14 protein-coding genes are annotated in these 18,813 nt (G+C 68.8%); 8 read left to right on the top strand and 6 right to left on the bottom strand.

All coding sequences use genetic code 11. The features are described from left to right. Positions 1-6 precede the first annotated feature (6 nt). Positions 7-1,875 (bottom strand): sigma-54-dependent Fis family transcriptional regulator, encoded by a 1,869-nt coding sequence (locus F624_RS0100535; RefSeq protein ID WP_019572290.1) that lies wholly within the window; start codon positions 1,873-1,875, stop codon positions 7-9. Positions 1,876-2,170: 295 nt separating this feature from the next. On the opposite strand from F624_RS0100535, the gene F624_RS0100530 reads away from it, so the two are divergent. The 7 genes from F624_RS0100530 to F624_RS31995 all read left to right on the top strand — a co-directional run bounded on the left by F624_RS0100530 (position 2,171) and on the right by F624_RS31995 (position 12,293). After that, positions 2,171-3,625 carry a benzaldehyde dehydrogenase gene (locus F624_RS0100530; RefSeq protein ID WP_019572289.1) on the top strand — a complete coding sequence of 485 codons (1,455 nt, stop codon included), beginning with the start codon at positions 2,171-2,173 and terminating at the stop codon, positions 3,623-3,625. Positions 3,626-3,701: 76 nt separating this feature from the next. Then, on the top strand, positions 3,702-4,469 hold the full coding sequence (locus tag F624_RS0100525; protein ID WP_019572288.1) for a coniferyl-alcohol dehydrogenase: 768 nt from the start codon (positions 3,702-3,704) through the stop codon (positions 4,467-4,469). A gap of 89 nt (positions 4,470-4,558) precedes the next feature. Beyond that, complete coding sequence (locus tag F624_RS0100520; protein ID WP_019572287.1) at positions 4,559-6,211, top strand: DUF1302 domain-containing protein; 1,653 nt, start codon at positions 4,559-4,561, stop codon at positions 6,209-6,211. A 23-nt stretch (positions 6,212-6,234) separates the two neighbouring features. Continuing rightward, on the top strand, positions 6,235-7,632 hold the full coding sequence (locus tag F624_RS0100515; RefSeq protein WP_019572286.1) for a DUF1329 domain-containing protein: 1,398 nt from the start codon (positions 6,235-6,237) through the stop codon (positions 7,630-7,632). 29 nt (positions 7,633-7,661) lie between these two features. After that, complete coding sequence (locus tag F624_RS0100510; protein ID WP_245573526.1) at positions 7,662-8,747, top strand: YCF48-related protein; 1,086 nt, start codon at positions 7,662-7,664, stop codon at positions 8,745-8,747. A 54-nt stretch (positions 8,748-8,801) separates the two neighbouring features. After that, complete coding sequence (locus F624_RS0100505; RefSeq protein ID WP_019572284.1) at positions 8,802-11,276, top strand: efflux RND transporter permease subunit; 2,475 nt, start codon at positions 8,802-8,804, stop codon at positions 11,274-11,276. A gap of 21 nt (positions 11,277-11,297) precedes the next feature. Further along, positions 11,298-12,293 (top strand): alpha/beta hydrolase, encoded by a 996-nt coding sequence (locus F624_RS31995; protein ID WP_019572283.1) that lies wholly within the window; start codon positions 11,298-11,300, stop codon positions 12,291-12,293. Positions 12,294-12,527: 234 nt separating this feature from the next. Here F624_RS31995 and F624_RS0100495 read toward each other — a convergent pair whose 3' ends face one another. The 5 genes from F624_RS0100495 to F624_RS0100475 all read right to left on the bottom strand — a co-directional run bounded on the left by F624_RS0100495 (position 12,528) and on the right by F624_RS0100475 (position 17,807). Continuing rightward, positions 12,528-12,833, bottom strand: a complete 306-nt coding sequence (locus tag F624_RS0100495; protein WP_019572282.1) for an NIPSNAP family protein — start codon at positions 12,831-12,833, stop codon at positions 12,528-12,530. 87 nt (positions 12,834-12,920) lie between these two features. Further along, positions 12,921-14,297 (bottom strand): 3-oxo-isoapionate kinase OiaK, encoded by a 1,377-nt coding sequence (gene oiaK, locus F624_RS0100490; RefSeq protein ID WP_019572281.1) that lies wholly within the window; start codon positions 14,295-14,297, stop codon positions 12,921-12,923. Further along, positions 14,294-15,541: a ribulose-bisphosphate carboxylase large subunit family protein gene (locus tag F624_RS0100485; protein WP_019572280.1), complete on the bottom strand. Its 1,248-nt coding sequence runs from the start codon at positions 15,539-15,541 to the stop codon at positions 14,294-14,296. Before F624_RS0100485 ends, oiaK begins: the two co-directional genes overlap by 4 nt. Before the next feature lie 15 nt (positions 15,542-15,556). Beyond that, positions 15,557-16,387 carry a phosphogluconate dehydrogenase C-terminal domain-containing protein gene (locus tag F624_RS0100480; protein WP_019572279.1) on the bottom strand — a complete coding sequence of 277 codons (831 nt, stop codon included), beginning with the start codon at positions 16,385-16,387 and terminating at the stop codon, positions 15,557-15,559. A gap of 100 nt (positions 16,388-16,487) precedes the next feature. Beyond that, positions 16,488-17,807, bottom strand: a complete 1,320-nt coding sequence (locus tag F624_RS0100475) for an MFS transporter (protein WP_043425174.1) — start codon at positions 17,805-17,807, stop codon at positions 16,488-16,490. A 237-nt stretch (positions 17,808-18,044) separates the two neighbouring features. On the opposite strand from F624_RS0100475, the gene F624_RS0100470 reads away from it, so the two are divergent. Then, positions 18,045-18,758: a transcriptional regulator NanR gene (locus F624_RS0100470; protein ID WP_019572277.1), complete on the top strand. Its 714-nt coding sequence runs from the start codon at positions 18,045-18,047 to the stop codon at positions 18,756-18,758. Positions 18,759-18,813 lie beyond the last annotated feature (55 nt).

Raw genomic sequence — 18,813 nt, 5'->3', positions numbered from 1 at the left:
AGCTGGTCAAAGCTGATGTTTGCGGGCCCGGTAAGCCAGCTTGGCCCGGCTGATCTTGAGCAGGCGGGCCGCCGCCGAGTAGTTGCCGCCGCAGCGGGCCAGCGCGTCTTTCAGCAGCTCGCGCTCGGCCTGGTCCAGCGCCAGATGGATGGCCCGGCCACCGCCGGCCAGCGAAGGCGCCGGGGCCGGGGGCGTCGGCTCCGCATCACGAGGCAGGTGCGACAAGGGCTGCGCTGGTGAAGACAGCGGCGGTATCGCCCCACCCTGCGCCATCAGCCGCCCGGGTGCGCCATGCACATCCAGCGTCAGAAAGCCCTGCTTCTGCACCTCGCCGCCCATGAACAGGTGGTGGGTATCGATCAGGTCGGTGTCCTCGGCCAGGATCACCGCGCGCTCCACCAGGTTCTGCAGCTCGCGGATGTTGCCCGGAAAGTCGTAGCCCAGCAGGGCCCGCACGGCGGCCTGGGTGAAGCCCTTGGCCTGCCCCTGGTGCTTGTGCCGGTAGTGCTGCAAAAAGTGGTTCATCAGCAGCGGGATGTCATCGCGCCGGTCGCGCAGCGGCGGCAGGTGGATGGGGAACACATTCAGGCGAAAAAACAGGTCTTCGCGAAAGCGCCCGGCACGCACCGCCTCGCGCAGGTCCTCATTGGTGGCGGCCACCACGCGAACATCCACCTTCACGGCACGGCTGCCGCCCACGCGCTCCACCTCGCCCTCCTGCAGGGCCCGCAGCAGCTTGCCCTGGGCCACAAAGCTCAGCGTGCCGATCTCGTCGAGGAACAGCGTGCCGCCACTGGCGCGCTCGAAGCGGCCCGGCCGCGACTGGCTGGCGCCGGTGTAGGCGCCGCGCTCCACGCCGAACAGCTCGGTCTCGATCAGGGTCTCGGGAATGGCCGCGCAATTGACCGCCACAAAGGGTGCACTCTTGCGCGGGCTGATGCGGTGCAGCATCTGGGCGAACTTCTCCTTGCCCACGCCCGACTCGCCGGTGAACAGCACCGTGGCGGTGGTGCGCGCCACCCGGCTCAGGTGGTGGCAGGCGGCGTTGAAGGCCGACGAGGCCCCCACCATGGCGTCGCTGGGGTGCGGCTCGGGCGAGGCCGGGCGCGCGGCCTGGGGCGGCGCGCGGTCGTAGGCCGCGGTGTCGACGAAATCGCGCGCGTTGAGGTAGCGCATGTCTTCCTCCACGTCGTCCCACAGATCGGCGCTCTTGCCAATCACGCGGCAGTGCGCGGCCCCCATGGAGCGGCATTCGACCTCGCGGAACACGATCAGGCGCCCGAACAGGGTGCTCACATAGCCCGTGGCATAGCCCACCTGCATCCAGCAGGCCGGTGAGCCGCCGATGCCATAGGCCGCGATGTGCTCGTCGTCCTCGCTGGAGTGGTGCCACAGGAATTCGCCCTCGTAGCTGCCACGCTCGGGGTCGAAGGCCGCATCGACCACCTCGACCTTGACCATGCCCTCCAGCGCGTGCAACCGGGTGCCGGCCACGGCGGCGGCGGGCGGTTCGGCATCGGGCCACTGGCGCCGCACCAGGGTCGCGTCGCGCGCCCCGCTCACATAGCCGGCCCGGGTGAACAGGCCGCGCACGCGCTCCAGCCCCAGGCTGTCCACCATTTCGCGCCGCAGCGAGCCCAGGGCCTCGGTGTGCAGCAGCACCATGCGCTGGTCCTGCAGCCAGATGCGGCCGTCGCCGGGTGAAAAGAACAGGCATTCGCTGATGTCGTTGACGGTGGGCGAGGCGTCGCTGCTGATGCGCGCCGTGGCAAAGCCGCCCAAGGCCTGCTGCACCGCCCCGGGGTCAAAGCGGCCCAGGCCGGCACCTGAGCTGCGGGCCAGGTCGGCCAGTGAAATGCGTTCGCCCGTCTTCATGACTTGTCTCCTGCCTGTGCTCGGCGGTTTGATCTTTTGATCAAAAATTTGATTTCTTTTTGTAACCATTTGGACAAAAAAAGTCGAGACATTTCGACTGCTGCACAGCAGCAATCGGCACTAGGGATTGTCCGGAGTCTGCGAGCGAAAAACCGCCTGTGTGCAGCGCAGCAATCGCGCCTTTCGGGCCGGGCTGGTCTGGCGTTTGCGATGAACAGGCACACCACCGCAGAGGTGGCGAGTTTCATCCAAGACCTTTCAACCCGTTTCAAACGCTTCCAGAGGACATCCGCCCATGAGCGCCGTCAGAACCGCCGAGCCCTACAACTTCAACCCCGCCACACCCCCAGCACTGGGGGGCGGTACACGCGAGGTGCGCGAGCCCGCCACCGGCGAGACCCTGTGGAGCGTGAACCTGGCCACCCCCGCCGATGTGGCTGCCGCCGCCCAGCGCGCCGAGCAAGCCCAGGCCCAATGGGCCCAAGTGAGCCCGCGTGAAAAGTCCGAGATCCTGCGCCGCGCGGGCAACTTGTTCAGCCAGCGCCACAACGAGCTGGCCCTGCATGTGGCCCGCGAGACCGGGGGCATCCTGCCCAAGGGCCAGCACGAGATCCGCGAGGCGGCTGTGCTGTGCCACCTGGCAGCCAGCATGCCGCTGCAGTCGCAAGGCCAGGTGCTGCCCAGCACGCCGGGCCGCATGAGCCTGGCGCGCCGCGTGCCCCGCGGCGTGGTGGGCGTGATCTCGCCCTTCAACTTTCCAGTGATCCTGACGCTGCGCGCAGTGGCACCCGCGCTGGCCACCGGCAACGCGGTGATCGTGAAGCCCGACACCCGCACCCCCGTGTCGGGCGGGCTGATGATCGCCCGGGTGCTCGAAGAGGCCGGCCTGCCGCCAGGCCTGCTGCAGGTGCTGCCGGGTGACGCGGATGTGGGCGAAGCCCTGGTCACCGACCCGCGCGTGCCCATGATCGCCTTCACCGGCTCGCCCGCGGTGGGCCGGCGCATCGGCGAGTTGGCCGGCCGCCACCTGAAGAAGGTGACGCTGGAGCTGGGTGGCAGCAATTCGCTGCTGATCCTCGACGACGCCGACCTGGACGTGGCGGCCAGCAACGCCGCCTGGGGTGCGTACTTCCACCAGGGGCAGATCTGCATGGCGTCCAACCGCATCCTGGTGCACGAGAGCATGGCTGCCGAGTTCACCAAGCGCCTGGTGCTCAAGGCGCGCCACCTGCCCGTGGGCAATGGCGCCAGTGGCCAGGTGGCCCTGGGCCCGCTGATCGATGCGCGCCAGCGCGACCGCGTGCACGCCCTGGTGCAGGCCAGCGTGGCGGCCGGCGCCCAACTGGAGGCCGGGGGCAGCTTTGACGGCCTGTTCTACCAGCCCACGGTGCTCAGCGGCGTGCGCCCGGGCCAACCCGTGTTCGACGAAGAGACCTTCGGCCCGGTGGCCAACATCGTGACCTACCGCAGCGACGAAGAGGCCGTGGCCCTGGCCAACCAGCACCAGGGCAGCCTGGCCTCGGCGGTGATCTCGCGCTCGGTGGGACGCGCCCTGGCCGTGGGCCGGCAGCTCAAGTCCGGCATGGTCCACATCAACGACCAGACCGTGAACGACGACTGCGTCAACCCCTTCGGTGGCCCCGGCATCGCGGGCAATGGCAGCAGCGTGTGCGGCCCGGCCGACTGGGAGGAATACACCCAGTGGCAATGGCTGACGGTGCAGGACACCGCGCCCACCTACCCGTTCTGAGCCCCCGGCGGCCCCGGCCAGGGGCCGCTCCCCTCCACCGTTTCTGTTGACCCGTTTCTTCTCTCCAAGGAAAACCATGAGCCTGCAAGGAAAAACCATTGTCGTGACCGGCACCGCCTCCGGCATCGGCGCCGAAGTGGCACGCCTGGCCCGATTTCAGGGCGCCCGCGTGATCGGTGTGGACCGCAACGAACCCAGCCTGACGCTGGACGGCTTTGTGAAGGCCGATCTGAGCAGCCCGGCCACCATCGACGAGGCCGTGGCCCGCCTGCCGCAGCACATCGACGCCTTGTGCAACATCGCCGGCGTGCCGGGTACGGCCCCGCCCGATGTGGTGGCCCGGGTCAATTACCTGGGCCTGCGCCACCTGAGCACACAGCTGCTGGAGCGCCTGCCCGCCGGGGGGGCCATCGTCAATGTGGCGTCGATTCTGGGGGCCGAATGGCCGCAGCGCCTGGCGGCCCACAAGGCCCTGGCCGCCACGGCCGGCTTTGAAGCCGGTGCGCAATGGCTGGCCGAGCACCCGGTGCCCGCCGACACCTGCTACCAGTACTTCAAGGAGGCCCTGATCGTGTGGAACGCCGTGCAGTCGCAGCCCTGGTTTCTGCAGCGTGGCGTGCGCATGAACTGCGTGGCTCCGGGCCCCGTGTTCACGCCCATCCTGGGCGACTTCGTGGCCATGCTGGGCGAGGAGCGCGTGCAGCGCGACGCCCACCGCATGGCCCGCCCGGCCTATGCCGACGAGGTGGCCAGCGTCATCACCTGGCTGTGCAGCGACGCGGCCCGCTGGGTCAGCGGCGTGAACCTGCCGGTGGATGGAGGGCTGGCCTCGACCTATCTGTGACAGCCCGGCACCTGGTCGCAGGCGCCCCCCAGCGGTGACGTGCCGCTCGAACGGCACGCCCTTGATTCCAACCCACGAGGAGACAAACCATGACCCGACAAGCCCACCTGCCGAGGCCGCGCGCCCTGGCCCTGGCCAGCGCCCTGTGTTGCGCCCTGTCCGCGCAGGCCATCGAACTGAAATCGGACGACCCCGACACCCGCATCCGACTCGACTTCACGCCCAAGTACAGCACGGCCTACCGCCTGCAGAACCCCTCGGCCGTGCTCACCTCGCCCGCCGCCCGCGGTGACGGCGGCGTGGTCAATGAGAACGCCGGCGACCTGAACTTCAAGAAGGGCTTCGTGAGCAGCCGCTTCGACCTGCTGACCGAGTTCGACTACAGCCGCGGCAACTGGGGCCTGCGCGTGAGCGATGCGGCCTGGAACGACTCGCGCTTTCTGGGCAACACCGGCACCAACACCGCCGCCGGCGTGAACCCGGCCGTGAGCAGCAGCGTGGGCAAGAACAACCAGCTGCTGGATGCCTTTGTCTACCTCAAGGGCTCGCTGGGTGAGCGCCCGGCGACGCTGCGCGTGGGCAAGCACTCGGTGCAGTACGGCGAGACCCTGTTCTTCGGGCAGAACGGCATCGCCGGTGCCCAGGGCCCAATCGACATCGGCAAGATCCTGTCGGTGCCCAACTGGCAGTTCAAGGAGGTGCTGCTGCCGGTCGAGCAGGTGTCGGGCACCGTGAGCCTGAGCGACCAACTGACCCTGGGCGCCTACTACCAATGGAAATGGCGGCCCAGCCTGATCCCGGGCGTGGGCAGCTACTTCTCCAACCAGAACTACATCGGCGGCGGGCCGGTGTACTTTGGCGCGCCGCTGCCGCCGGTGCTCAACACCGACAACAGCAAGAACCAGACGCCCGGCAACAGCGGCCAGTTCGGGGCCCAGTTGCGCTGGTCACCCGAGGGCAGCGCCTTCGAGTATGGCTTTTATGCCGCGCGCTACCACGACAAGACCCCGGCGGTACCGGTGTTCGACCTGATCAATGGCAATGTGCACAACACCTATGCCAAGGGCATCGAGACCCTGGGGGCCAGCGTCACCTCGTCCATCGGGCAGCTCAACTGGGCGCTGGAGGGCTCATGGCGCCACAACGCCCCGCTGGCCAGCGACCCGGCCGTGCTGGGGGGTGCGCCCTTCATGCCGTCCAGCCAATGCAGCGGCGACGCCGGCAACCCCTGCTATGCCACCGGCAACACCGCCCACCTGAACCTGTCGGGCATCTATGTGCTGAGCAAGTCGGCCTGGTGGGACGGCGGCGCCCTGCTGGGCGAGGTGGCCTGGAACCGCACCCTGAGCGTGCTCAACAACCCCAGCGCCCGCGGCTTTGGCGGCCTGGACCCCAACACCACGCGCGACGCGGCGGCCCTGCGCATGATCTTCGAGCCCCAGTACTACCAGGTGCGCCCGGGGCTGGACCTGTCGTTCCCGGTGGGGCTGGGCTACAACTTGGCCGGCCGCTCCTCGGCGGTGGTCAATTTTGCCGGCGGCGGCAGCAAGGTGGGCGACCTGAGCATCGGGGTGAAAGGCAAGTTCCAGGACGGCTGGAACCTGTCGCTGAACCTGATGACCTATTTCGGCTCGGCCAACACCTTGACCGTGCCCGACCCCCTGGGCACCCGGATGTTGTCCTTCGGCCAGACGCTGCGCGACCGCAGCTACCTCGCCTTCAGCGCCTCGCGCACCTTCTGAACACCCCCACGGAGACACACCCCATGAACAAGCCACAACGCCCCCTGGGCGCCAACACCTTCACTTTGGCCACCACTTTTGCCACCACACTGGCCGTCAGCCTGCTGCTGGCCAGCCCCGCGGCCCAGGCCGCCGTCAGCGCCGACGAGGCCGCCCAGCTCAAAGGCCGGCTCACCCCGCTGGGCGCCGAGAAGGCCGGCAACAAGGACAACAGCATTCCGGCCTGGACCGGCGGCCTGACCCAGGCCCCGGCGGGCTACAAGAACGGCAGCCCCCGGCCCGACCCCTTTGCCGGTGAAAAGCCCACCCTCACCATCAATGCCAAGAACATGGCGGCCCATGCCGAGCGCCTGAGCGACGGCGTGCAGGCCCTGATGAAGAAGTACCCCGATTTCAGCATCGAGGTCTACCCCAGCCACCGCAGCGCGGCAGCCCCGCAATGGGTGTATGACAACACCTTGCGCAACGCCACCCGGGCCAAGACCATCGAGGGCGGCTACGGCGTTGAGGGGGCCTACGGCGGCATCCCCTTCCCGATCCCGAAAGACGGCTACGAGGCCATCTGGAACCAGCGCCTGGCCTGGCGCGGCGGCAACTTCAGCATGCCGATGCGGGTCTGGGTGGTGACGGGCGACGGCCAGCGCAGCATGGCCTCGGGCGGCGTGCAGACGCTGCGCCAGGCCTATTACGACCCGGCGGGCAGCCTGGAGAAGTTCGATGGCTACTACCAGTACGGCAAGCTGGTGGTGGACGCCCCGGGCTCCAAGGCGGGCGAGGCCATCCTGGCGCTGGACGGCGTGTCGGACGCGGCGCCGCGCGGCCTGTGGCAATACCTGGTGGGGCAACGGCGGGTGCGCAAGGCCCCTTCGGTGGCCTACGACACGCCCGACTCGGTCACCTCGGGCATCGGGCTGTTCGATGAGGCCTTCACGCTGTTCGGCCCGATCGACAAGCACGAGCTCAAGCTGGTGGGCAAGAAAGAGCTGTACATCCCCTACAACAACAACCGCGCCGCCAGCGCCAAGATAGATGAGCTGGTCACCCCGCACACGCTGAACCCGGCCCAGGTGCGCTGGGAGCTGCACCGCGTGTGGGAGGTGGAGGCCACGCTGGCCAGCGGCAAGCGCCATGTGATCCCCAAGCGCCGCTATTACCTGGACGAGGACAGCTGGCAGATCGTGCTGTTCGACGGCTGGGACGCCAAGGGCCAGCTGTGGCACACCAACTACTCGCTGATGCTGACGGCGCCCGACATCCCCGCCGTGACCAATGTGGTGATGTGGGGCGGCTATGACCTGCAGACCGGCGCCTACTACCTGAACATGGCGTCCAACGAGCTGCCGCGCCAGTACGAGGTGAAGCCCACCATCCCGCGCTCGTTCTTCAGCCCCGAAGCCTTGTCCAACGAGGGGTCGCGATGACACGGCAGGGCATACAGGATCAACCCCCTGTGTGGCGCCGGCGCAGCGCCCTGCTCGGCCTGGCAGGCCTGGCCGGCCTGGGCGGATGGGCGAGCCGCAGCAACTGGGCCGCCCAGACAACGCCGGCCCCCAGCATGCCGGCCGTGCTGGGCCAGCCGGCCCTGATCAGCCCCAAGGCCCAGGGCGCGGCCATGCTGGCCGTGACCCGTGCGGGCCCCCGGCTGGTGGCGGTGGGCGAGCGCGGCATCGTGCTGCTGTCGGACGACCATGGCCAGCAATGGCGCCAGGCCCAGGTGCCGGTGCAATGCACCCTCACCTGCGTGTGCTTTGCCAGCGCCAGCCTGGGCTGGGCCGCCGGCCACGCCGGGGTGATCCTGCACACCGCAGACGGTGGCGAACACTGGCAGCGCCAGTTCGACGGCCAGGCGGCAGCCCAATCCCAGCTGGCCGCGGCCATGGCCGCGGGCCAGGAGGGGGCCTTGAACGACGCGCGCCAGGCGGTGGCCGAAGGGGCCGACAAGCCCTTCTTCGACCTGGAGTTTCTGGACGAGCAGCACGGCTTTGCCGTGGGGGCCTACAACATGCTGTTCAGCACCGACGATGGGGGCCGCCATTGGCACAGCCAGGGCCTGCGCCTGCCCAACCCGGGCAAGCTGCACCTTTACGGGCTGCGCGCTTTGGGCACCACGCTGGTGGTGGTGGGCGAGCAAGGCCTGGTGCTGCGCGGCGAGGCCTTCGGCGCCCAGGCTTTCGAGGCGGTGCCTGCGCCGTACAAGGGCAGCTTCTTCGGCCTGCTGCGCAACGCAGGCCACAGCGTGGTGGCCTACGGCCTGCGCGGCTCGGCCTACCAGTCGATCGACGGAGGGCGACATTGGCAGCGCCTGAACAGCGGCCTGAACACCAGCCTGGGGGCCGGCGTGGCGCTGGGCGGTGAGCGCTTCATGGTGGGCAGCCAGGCCGGCGAGTTGCGCCTGGGCCAGGGCCCCGAGCCCGAGCTGCGCGCCGCACCCGGCGAGCCCCTGCCGCTCACCGGCCTGGCCCTGGCGGCGGACGGCTCGCTGGTCGCCTCCAGCCTGCGCGGCATGCGCCGCCTGGGCCCACCGCGCCTCAGTTGAACTGCCGCCCTCCTTCACAGACCTCCCTCCACCGCCGTGGCGGTGCCTTCACCCATGCACACCGACACCTCTTCAGACCCCCATCCCGTGGCCGCACGGCTGGAAGACTTCGACACCCGCTCAGGCTCCTGGCTGGAGCGCAGCGTCTTCAACCACCGGCCCTGGGTGCTGGGGCTGTGCCTGCTGCTGACCCTGTTGCTGGGCTGGCAGGCGCTGCGCCTGCCCCTGAACGCCAGCTTCGAAAAGACCATCCCGACCTCGCACCCCTACATTGCCAACTACCTGGCGCACCGGGCCGACCTGGCCGGCCAGGGCAACACCTTGCGCCTGGTGCTGGAAGCACGCCAGGGCACGATCTTTGACAAGGCCTACCTGGACGCCCTGCAGAAGATCAACGACGAGGTGTTCCTGATCCCCGGCGTGGACCGGCCTTTCATGAAGTCGCTGTGGACCTCCAACACCCGCTGGGTGGCCGTGACCGAAGACGGCCTGGACGGCGGACCGGTGATCCCCGACAGCTACGACGGCAGTGCCGCCAGCCTGGCCGAACTGCGCGCCAACGTGGAGCGATCGGGCGAGATCGGGCAGCTGGTGGCGGCGGATTTCCGCTCCAGCAGCGTGCTGATCCCCCTGCTGGAGCGCCACCCCGAGACCGGCGCACCGCTGGACTACGGCGCCCTGTCGCGCGAGCTGGAGGCCCTGCGCGATCGGCACAGCAACGAGCACCTGCAGGTGCGCATCACCGGCTTTGCCAAGGTGGTGGGCGATCTGATCGAGGGCCTGGTCCAGGTGCTGGCCTTCTTTGTGCTGGCCTTGCTGATCTGCAGCGGCATTCTGCTGGCCTACACCCGCTGCCTGCGCAGCACGGCGCTGGTGGTGGCCTGCTCGGTGGTGGCGGTGGTGTGGCAGTTCGGGCTGCTGACGCTGCTGGGCTATGCACTCGACCCCTACTCGGTGCTGGTGCCCTTTCTGGTGTTTGCCATCGGCATGAGCCACGGCGCGCAGAAGATGAACGGCATCATGCAGGACATCGGGCGCGGCACCCACCGCGAGGTGGCGGCGCGCTACACCTTCAGGCGCCTGTTCATGGCCGGCATGACGGCGTTGCTGTGCGACGCCGTGGGCTTTGCCGTGCTGATGCTCATCCGCATCGAGGTGATCCAGGACCTGGCGGTGATCGCCAGCCTGGGTGTGGCCGTGCTGATCTTCACCAACCTGGTGTTGCTGCCGGTGCTGCTGTCCTACACCGGAGTGGCCCCGGCGGCCGCGGCCCGCAGCCTGCGCCAGGACAGCGGCCAGGGCGATGGCAAGAGCAGCGGCGCCGGCCTGTGGGCCTTGCTGGCCCGCTTCACCGAACCCCGCTGGGCCCTGGGCACGCTGGTGGTGGCGGCTGTGCTGGCCGGCGCGGGCGCCCTGGTGAGCCGAGAGCTGAAGATAGGCGACCTGGACCCCGGCGCCTCGGAGCTGCGCCCCGAATCACGCTACAACCAGGACAACGCCTACCTGATCAGCCACTACGGCGCCAGCACCGACATCCTGACCGTGATGGCCATCACCCCACCCGACCGCTGCACCAGCTATGCCGCCCTGGCCCCGATGGATGCGCTGGCCTGGCAACTGGAGCAGCTGCCCGGCGTGGAAGCCACCCAGTCGATGGCGGGCCTGTCGCGCATGGCCATGGTGGGCTACAACGAGGGCAACTTCAAATGGCTGGACCTGCTGGCCAACGACGGCGCCCTGGGCGGCGTACAGACGCGCGCGCCGCGCGAGCTGTTCAACCAGAGCTGCTCCTTCCTGGCCCTGTACGTGTACCTCAAGGACCACAAGGCCGACACCCTGGCCCGGGTGGTGAAGGCGGTCGAAGCCTATGCAGCCACCCACAACAACGAGGCCATCCGCTTCGAGCTGGCCGCGGGCAGCGCCGGCATTGCAGCCGCCACCAACATCGTGGTGGAGCAGGCCAACCGCGAGATGCTGCTGTGGGTGTATGCCGCGGTGATTGCCCTGTGCTGGGTCACCTTCCGCTCGTGGCGTGCGGTGGTGGTGGCGGTGCTGCCGCTGGTGCTGACCTCGGTGCTGTGCGAGGCCCTGATGGTGGGGCTGGGCATCGGCGTGAAGGTGGCCACCCTGCCCGTGATCGCGCTGGGCGTGGGCATCGGGGTGGACTATGCGCTGTACGTGCTCAGCATCATCCTGGCGCGCCAACGCCAGGGCGACAGCCTGGCCACGGCCTACCGGCACGCCCTGCAGTTCACCGGGCGGGTGGTGATGCTGACCGGCATCACCCTGGCCCTGGCCGTGGGCACCTGGGTGTTCTCGCCCATCAAGTTCCAGGCCGACATGGGGCTGCTGCTGGCCTTCATGTTCCTATGGAACATGGTCGGCGCCCTGACGCTGCTGCCCGCACTGAGCCATTTCCTGCTGCGCACGGCCGCCAAGGCCACCGACGTGGCCCCAACAGCATCGACCTCGCCGCCGGCCCAAGCGGCCTCAGCCACCACCCCAAGCCCCTTCGCCCTGAGCGAATGACCCCCAACCCGGAGACTGCACATGAACACCGACCTTCAGGCCCAAAACACAGCGCAGGCGACCCTTGCAAAAGCCCCGCTGGAGCCCGGCTTTGCCGCCTTCCTGCAGCAGGCCGCTGCCGCCGGCGCCCCGCCCATCGAGCGCTTGACGCCCGCCCAGGCGCGCCAGATGTACCGACAGATCAGTGCCGAGCTGAGCCAGGACCCACCGGCCGTGGCCTCGGTGCGCGACCTGAGCATCGCCGGCCCCGCCAGCACGCTGACGCTGCGCGTGTACACCCCACCGAGCCAGGGCCCCTGGCCCACGCTGCTGTACGTGCACGGCGGCGGCTTTCTGATGGGCGATCTGGACACCCATGACGCCGTGTGCCGCACCCTGTGCCAGATGGCCGACACCCTGGTGGTGGCGGTGGACTACCGGCTGGCGCCGGAGCACCCCTTCCCGGCCGCACCCGACGATGTGGAGGCCACCGTGCGTTGGCTGCAGGCGCATGCCGAATCGCTGGGCGGCCAGCCCGGCCCGCTCGCCCTGGCCGGCGACAGCGCCGGGGCCCAGCTGAGCCTGGTGGCCGCCCGCCGCCTGCAAGGCCAGGGCATCCGGGCCCTGGGCCTGATCTACCCGGTGGCCGCCCACCCCGACACCCAGAGCGCCTCGCAGCGCGAACACGGGCAAGGCAAGTTCCTCACCCGCTCGGCCATGGACTGGTTCAACCAGGCCTACCTGGGCAGTGACCCGGCGCACCGCGGCCACCCCGAGGTGGACCTGCTCGGCTCCACCGGCTTCGAAGGCCTGCCCGCCACCTGGTTGGCCACCCTGGGCCACGACCCTCTGTGCGACGAGGGCGTGGCCCTGGGCAGCCGCCTGCGCCAGGCCGGCGTGCCGGTGCGCCACCAGCACTACCCCGGCGCCATCCACGCCTGCCTGCACTTCACGCGGCTGTCGCCCACGGGCTGGCAATTGATGGCGGATCTGGCGCAATGGCTGCGGGAGCAGGATGGGCGAGCGGCAAAGCGCTGAACGCGCTGAACGCGCTGAATTGAATACCAGTCTGGAATAGCAGGTTGGTATTGCCTGCTCTACCCGTGAGTAGCTTTTCCGTCATGAGGTGACTTATCAGAGCGTTTTCCTGCCAAGACGCATCACTTGATGAACTCCTCCTGGCCCAAGCTGCGGCGCCTTTGGCGTCTTCGCCGAGTAGCAGTCTCGCCAAACTGCACCGCCCGCTGAACACGCCGACCGAAGGTCGCCGATCTACTCAAACACCGGCCGAAAGAAGCTGCGCTCATAGCTGAGGATGCAGCGCGTGTCGTCGGCCAGCTTGAAGGCGGCCTGGCATTCTGGGTCGGTCTGGGAGCGGATGCGGTAGGCCTCGTAGGCGGCCAGCGAGGGGAAGGAGAACGAGGCCAGGGCGATGTTGTTGGCGCCTTCTGAGGGCAGCAGGTAGCCGTGGTGAATGCCGCCCAGGCGGTTCACCAGGGCGATCCAGAGCTTGCCGTAGTGCTCGAAGGTCTTGAGCTGGGTGGGGTCGATGACGTAGCGCAGGTGGCAGGTGATCATGGGGTTGAGCGAGGGGGGTGGTCTGTCTTGGAGCGGCCAATATACCCGGCCTGTTGGCCACCACGGACACCCTGCCCCCCTCTCGCTTCAGCCGCCCTGCAAGGCCTGGCCGTAAAAGGCCTCGCCGCCCATCTGGCCGCCCTTGAGGATCAGCTCCAGCCCGTCGCGGCGGGGGTTGGCGGACCAAGCCCGGCACAGCGGGGCGCCGGGCGTGACGCGGGCCAGCACGGTGAGGGCTTCGATGCCCAGCACGCTGGCCACCTCGCCCGAACTGTCACCACCGGCCACCACCACGCGCTGCAGGGGGTGCTGGTCGAGCAGGCGCCGCATGATCTCGGCCAGGCAGGCGCCCACCGCACGGGCCGCCTCGGTGCGGCTCAGGCCGGCCCGGGCGGCGTGCTGGTCAAAGGCCTGCACCGCCGGGTCGTCCGGGCCCTCGGCGCTGAAGACCAGGGCGCTGCGCCCGGCCGACAGCGCGCTGCCGGCCTGCGCCAGCAAGCGCTGCAGTTCGGCCTCGCGCCGGTCGGGCAGCAGGCAGGCTGCGATGTCCAGCCGCTCGGTGGCAAAGCCATGGGCCCGCGCCCAGCGGATCTGGCCGGCCGAGACGGGCGAGCAACTGCCGCTCACCGCCGCGATCATGGGCACGGGGGTGGCCGCGGGCAGGCCAGCGTTGGCGGGCAGCCAGCCCTGGCTGCGCCAATAGGCGGTGAGGGCATAGCTGAGACCCGAAGAGGAAGCGCTGAACAGCCCACCGCCGCGCTGCGTCCAGACCAGGCGGCCGGCTTCGAGCAGCGTCTCATCGTCCATCACGTCGATGAACACGATGGGGGCCCCGGCTTCAGCCTGGCGGCAGACGGTGAGCTGCGCCTGGGCATCGCCAACCTTCAGCTGCACCATATCGACCAGGCCGGTGCGGCGCGGGGTCTGTGCGGCCAGGTGGCGGCGCAGATCGGACTCGCCCATGGGCGTGACCGGGTGGCGCAACATGGTGGGGTGGCGGTCCAGCCGGTAGCCCACGCCGTCCACGGCGGCGAACAGGTGGCCGAACACCTGGTAGCGGCGCAGCCGGGGCGCGCCCACCACGGTGGGGCTCCAGTCGCCGCCCATGTGCTGCAGCCCGATCTCGATGGCGCAGCCGATGGAGCCGATGGCGGGCGATGAGTCAAAGGTGGAGCACACCTTGTAATGCAGGATGGGCGCGCCCAGCGCCTTCAGACTGGCAAAGGCCTGCGGCAGGTGGGCGGCCATCCACTCGGGGCTGCGGCCGCGCGACGAGCCCGCCAGGCCCACGCAGCGCACGCCCGGGAAGCGCTGCAGCGCCTCGGGCGTGGGGGGCTGCAGAAAGAGCACGGTGGGCACGCCCGCGGCAGTCATGGCCTCCATGGCATCGGTGGAGCCTGTGAAGTCGTCGCCGTAATATGCCAGCAGCAGGCCGTCGGCCAGGGTGTCTTCAGCCGCGCTCATCGCCAGAACCCCAGGGCCTGGGCCAGGGCCGGTGAATCCTGGGCGGCCCGCTCCAGTTCAATGCCCTCTTGCGCCGCCTGCCAGGCATCGCGAAACGATTGCACCCCTGCGGCCACACCGCCGGGGTGGCCGAAGATGCCGCCACCGGCGGTGTGGATCAGGTCGGCACTGCCCAGACCGGCAAAGGTGTCGTGGGCCTGCAGGCCGGTCTGACCCGAGCTGAAGACCGGCATGGCCGTCATGGCGGCGCTGTCCATCACCGGGGCCAGCACGGCGCGTGCCGCCGCCATCACGCTGTCGTCGGCTTCGCTGAACTTGTTGCGCAGGCCGTTCACGTGCAGGTGGTCGGCCCCGGCCAGGCGCCACAGCTTCTGCCAGGGTGCGTAGTCAAACCCCAGTTGCGGCGACCGGCTCAGGTAGCCCCAGCCGGCGCGGTGGGCGTGGATGGGCAACTGGGCATGGCGGCGCAGCTCGGTCATGCCGACCAGGCCGATCGAGTTCAGGCAGGCCATCACGCAGCTGCCGCCCTCGGCCAGCACCAGGTCGTGGCGGCGCTTCATCTGGTCCAGATTGCCGGTCAGGTTGAAAGCCACCATTGGCATGCGGCCCAGTCTGTCGGCTGCGGCCCGCACCACGCGCATGACGGCCTTCACGCGCTCGTCGAAGGGGCAGGCCGGGCCGTCAGCCTGCAGCTCGTCGTCCTTGATGAAGTCGATGCCGCCGTCCACCAGCAGTTGCACCTGCTCGGCCGTCTGCTGCACGCTCAGGCCCACGCTGGGCTTGATGATGGTGCCGATCAAGGGCCCGCTGTGCACACCGCTGAGCCGGCGCGTGCCGGCCACGCCAAAGGCCGGGCCAGGGTAGGCCTGGGCAAAGGCCGGGGGCAGTTGCAGATCGATCAGGCGCAGGCCGGTGACGCAGCGCAGCTCGTACAGGTTGCCGGCGATGGTGGCCATCAAGGTGGGCAGGCAGGGGCCCAGGTTGGCCAGCGGCCACGACAGCTCCAACAATGCCCGCGTGTAGCGCCCGTTGGTCGCGGGGCCGGGCGTGGGCAGGCTCGGCACGGGGCTGCTGTCGAGGATCTGCAGGCGCTCGACCCGGGCACCGGCCCGGGCCTTGAGCTCAGGCGTTTCGGTGGGCAAGGCCACAAAGGTGCCGCTGGACTGCTCGCCAGCAATCACCTCGGCGGCATGGGCCGGGTCGTCGCCCGTCTCCAGCCAATAGGTGGCGTGTATGCGTTCCATGGAGAGTGGCCTTGCTCAGGTGATGCGGCGGATGCTTTCAGCGATTTCTTCGCGCTCGAAGACCTTGATCCAGTCGTCGCGCATCAGGCGGGGCTTGCCGAAGGTGATGGCCTTGTTGCACGCATCCGAGAAAGCGCCCGGGATCTCCTTGAAGATCACCGCGGCCAGGATGTTCATGTGGCCCAGCAGAAAGTCGCGTGCGCACTCGGCCGGCACACCGCGGCGCACGGTTTCGTCCATGGCTTCGCGCATCACGTCGAGCAGGGTGGCGCAGACGGTCTCCGACAGGCCAGGCTCCAGCAGGGCCATCTGGTCCACGGTCAGGCGGTACGAGTTGAGGATGGGGGCGTAGATGGTCTTGGCCAGTTCTTCGCCCAGATCAAAGGCCGACTCGGGGCCCTGCATCAGCGCGCTGGTGATCGACTGCTTGGCAAAGCCGCCGCCAAAGTAATCCTTGCGCGCGGCTTCGCTGGTCTCGTTGTTGTAGATGGGCGGGTGGCAGGGGTGGGCCACGAAATAGGTCAGATCAGCCCGTTGCGGCAGGTGGCCGGCAAAGGGGGCGGCGGCGTCGAGCACCATCACCATGGTGCCGGGCTTGAGCAGGGGTTCGATCTGGTGCGAGATCTTGCCGATCAGGGTGTCGGGCACGGCCAGGATGACCACGTCCACGTCCTGCAGCGCTTCTTCGGTGCTGACCACCGACAGGCCCAGTTCATCGCGCAGGCGTTGCTGGCCGGCCGCGCCGGGCTCGACGTGGGCCACGCGAAAACGTGAGTTGAGCAGGTTCTTGGACAGGCGCACGCCCATCTTGCCGCCGGCGCCAAACAAGGCAATTTTGGGGTTCATGTGGAGTTCTCCTTGAAGTGGATAGGCCCGGCTTCGGGCCCTTGCAGAAAAGGCTGCGCAGCGCGCAGCAGGGGGTCAGCTCAGCTCAGCTCAGCTCAGGTCAGGCCAGCGCCGCGGCGCGGGGCATGGGGGCGTGGGCCACCTTGAGCACCAGCACACCGGCCAGCGCCATCAGCGCGCCCACCACGAACATGGGCAGCTGGTAGCCGCCGCTGCTGTCTTTCAGCGCGCCGGTGATGAAGGGGGCGGCAAAGCCGGCCAGGTTGCCCACGGTGTTGATCAGGGCCAGCCCGGTGGCGGCACCGGCACCGCTGAGGAAGCGGGCCGGCAGCGACCAGAAGTTGGGCAGTGCGGCAAAAATGGCGCAGGCCGTGACGGTGATCACCGCCACCGTGGTCACCGGCGACTGCATGTACAAGGCGCAGGGGATGCTGGCCGCCCCGATGAAGGCGGGCAGCCCGACATGCCAGCGCGACACCCCGTGGCGGGTGGCATGTTGCGTCGCCAGGTACAGGGCCACGGCCGCTGGCAGGTAGGGGATGGCCGTGATCAGGCCCTTCTGGAACACGTTGAATTTGCTGCCGAACTGGGCTTCGAAACCGCCGATCACCGTGGGCAGGAAGAACGCCAGGGCATACAGGCCGTAGATGAAGCCGAAGTACACCAGGCTGAACAGCCACACCCGGCTGTCGCGCAAGGCCAGGCCCGGATGGGCGCCAGGTGTCTTGGCCTTTTGGCGGGCCTCCTGGGCCAGTTCATCGGTCAGCCAGCGCTGCTCTTCGGCGCTGAGCCAGCGGGCGTCGCTGGGCTTGTCGGCCAGGTAGAACCAGGCGATGAAGCCGACCACGATGGCCGGCACGGCCACGCCAAAGAACATGATGCGCCAACCGGCCAGGCCGAACAGGCCATGGGCCTCGATCAGCAGCGCCGCCAGCGGTGCGCCGATCACCGTGGTGAGGGGCTGGGCCAGGTAGAACAGGCCCAGGATGTGGCTGCGGTAGCGCGCCGGCACCCACTGGCTGAGGAACAGGATGGCGCCCGGGAAAAAGCCCGCCTCGGCCACGCCCAACAAAAAGCGCAGCGTGTACAGGCCCTCGACGTTGCTCACCCAGGTGAACAGCAGGGCCACCACGCCCCAGCTCACCATGATGCGCGACAGCCAGCGCCGGGCGCCGTATTTGTGCAGCGCCAGGTTGCTGGGGATCTCCAACACGATGTAGCCCACAAAAAAGATGCCCGCGGCCATGCCGAACTGCGCTGCCGACAGCGCCAGGTCCTTGCTCATGCCGTTCGGGCCGGCGAATGAGATCGCGGTGCGATCCAGGAAATTGATGAAAAACATCAAGGCCACAAAGGGCACGAGCCGCCACGACACCTTGCGGATGGCGCTTTGCTCAACGGTTTGGACAGAACTGTTCACGAAGTCTCCTCGTTGTTGGGGGCCACACCCTGCGGGGTGCAAGGCCATTTCTATCTGGTGTGATGAACTGGTGTGATGAGTAGACCATTGAATGAAAAAACCACGCACTGGGGTTTTCACGGAGGCCATCGCCCTGGCCTGGGAGGGGCTGCACCGGGGCCGCGGAGCGAGGCGCCGGCCGGGCCATAATCGAAAATCGCCCATTTCGCCCCGCCCCTGACACCGAGCCCGCCCTCCATGACCGAACCGATCCAGCGCCGCAAACTGTTCCAGGAGGTTTTTGATCGCCTGATGGCGCGCATCCGTTCGGGCGACATCCCACCGGGCGGCCAGTTGCCGTCCGAACGCGAGCTGATGGAGGAGTACGGTGTCGGCCGCCCCGCGGTGCGCGAGGCCCTGCAGGCCCTGGAGCGCTCAGGCATCGTGGAGATTGCGCATGGCGAGCGCGCCCGTGTGGTGGTGCCGACGGCAGACCGGCTGATCGGGCAGATCGCGGGCGGTGCCATGCACCTGCTGCGCAGCCAGCCCGATTCGCTGGAGCACCTGAAGGATGCCCGGCTGTTTCTGGAGACCGGCATGGCCCGTCTGGCCGCCGAACGCGCCACCGAGGAAGACATCGCCCGGCTGCGCCTGGCCGTGGCACGCCACCGCGCCTCGCTGAACGACCTGGAGAAGTTCATCGAGCTGGACATGCACTTCCACCGCGAGCTGGCCACGGTCAGTGGCAACCCGATCTTTCCTTCCATCGTCGAGGCGCTGTTCCGCTGGGCCGGCGAGTACTACCAGGCCATGGTGCGTGCCCCGGGGGTGGAAGACCTGACGCTGGCCGAGCACGACCGCATCGTGGACGCCATCGCCCAGCACCAGCCCGAGGCCGCCGCCGAGGCCATGCGCGCCCACCTGACGCGCGCCAACAAGCTCTACCTGAAGCCCCAGGGGCAGGGCAACTGAGCGCCCGGGGCGACCCGCCCGGGCCGTTCTGGCCCCACTTTCACACGTGAATAGC

The organism is Curvibacter lanceolatus ATCC 14669, from assembly GCF_000381265.1.
Lineage (GTDB): Bacteria > Pseudomonadota > Gammaproteobacteria > Burkholderiales > Burkholderiaceae_C > Curvibacter > Curvibacter lanceolatus.
The sequence above is the reverse complement of the archived record's forward strand: the minus strand, read 5'-3'. Positions and strand labels throughout refer to the sequence as shown.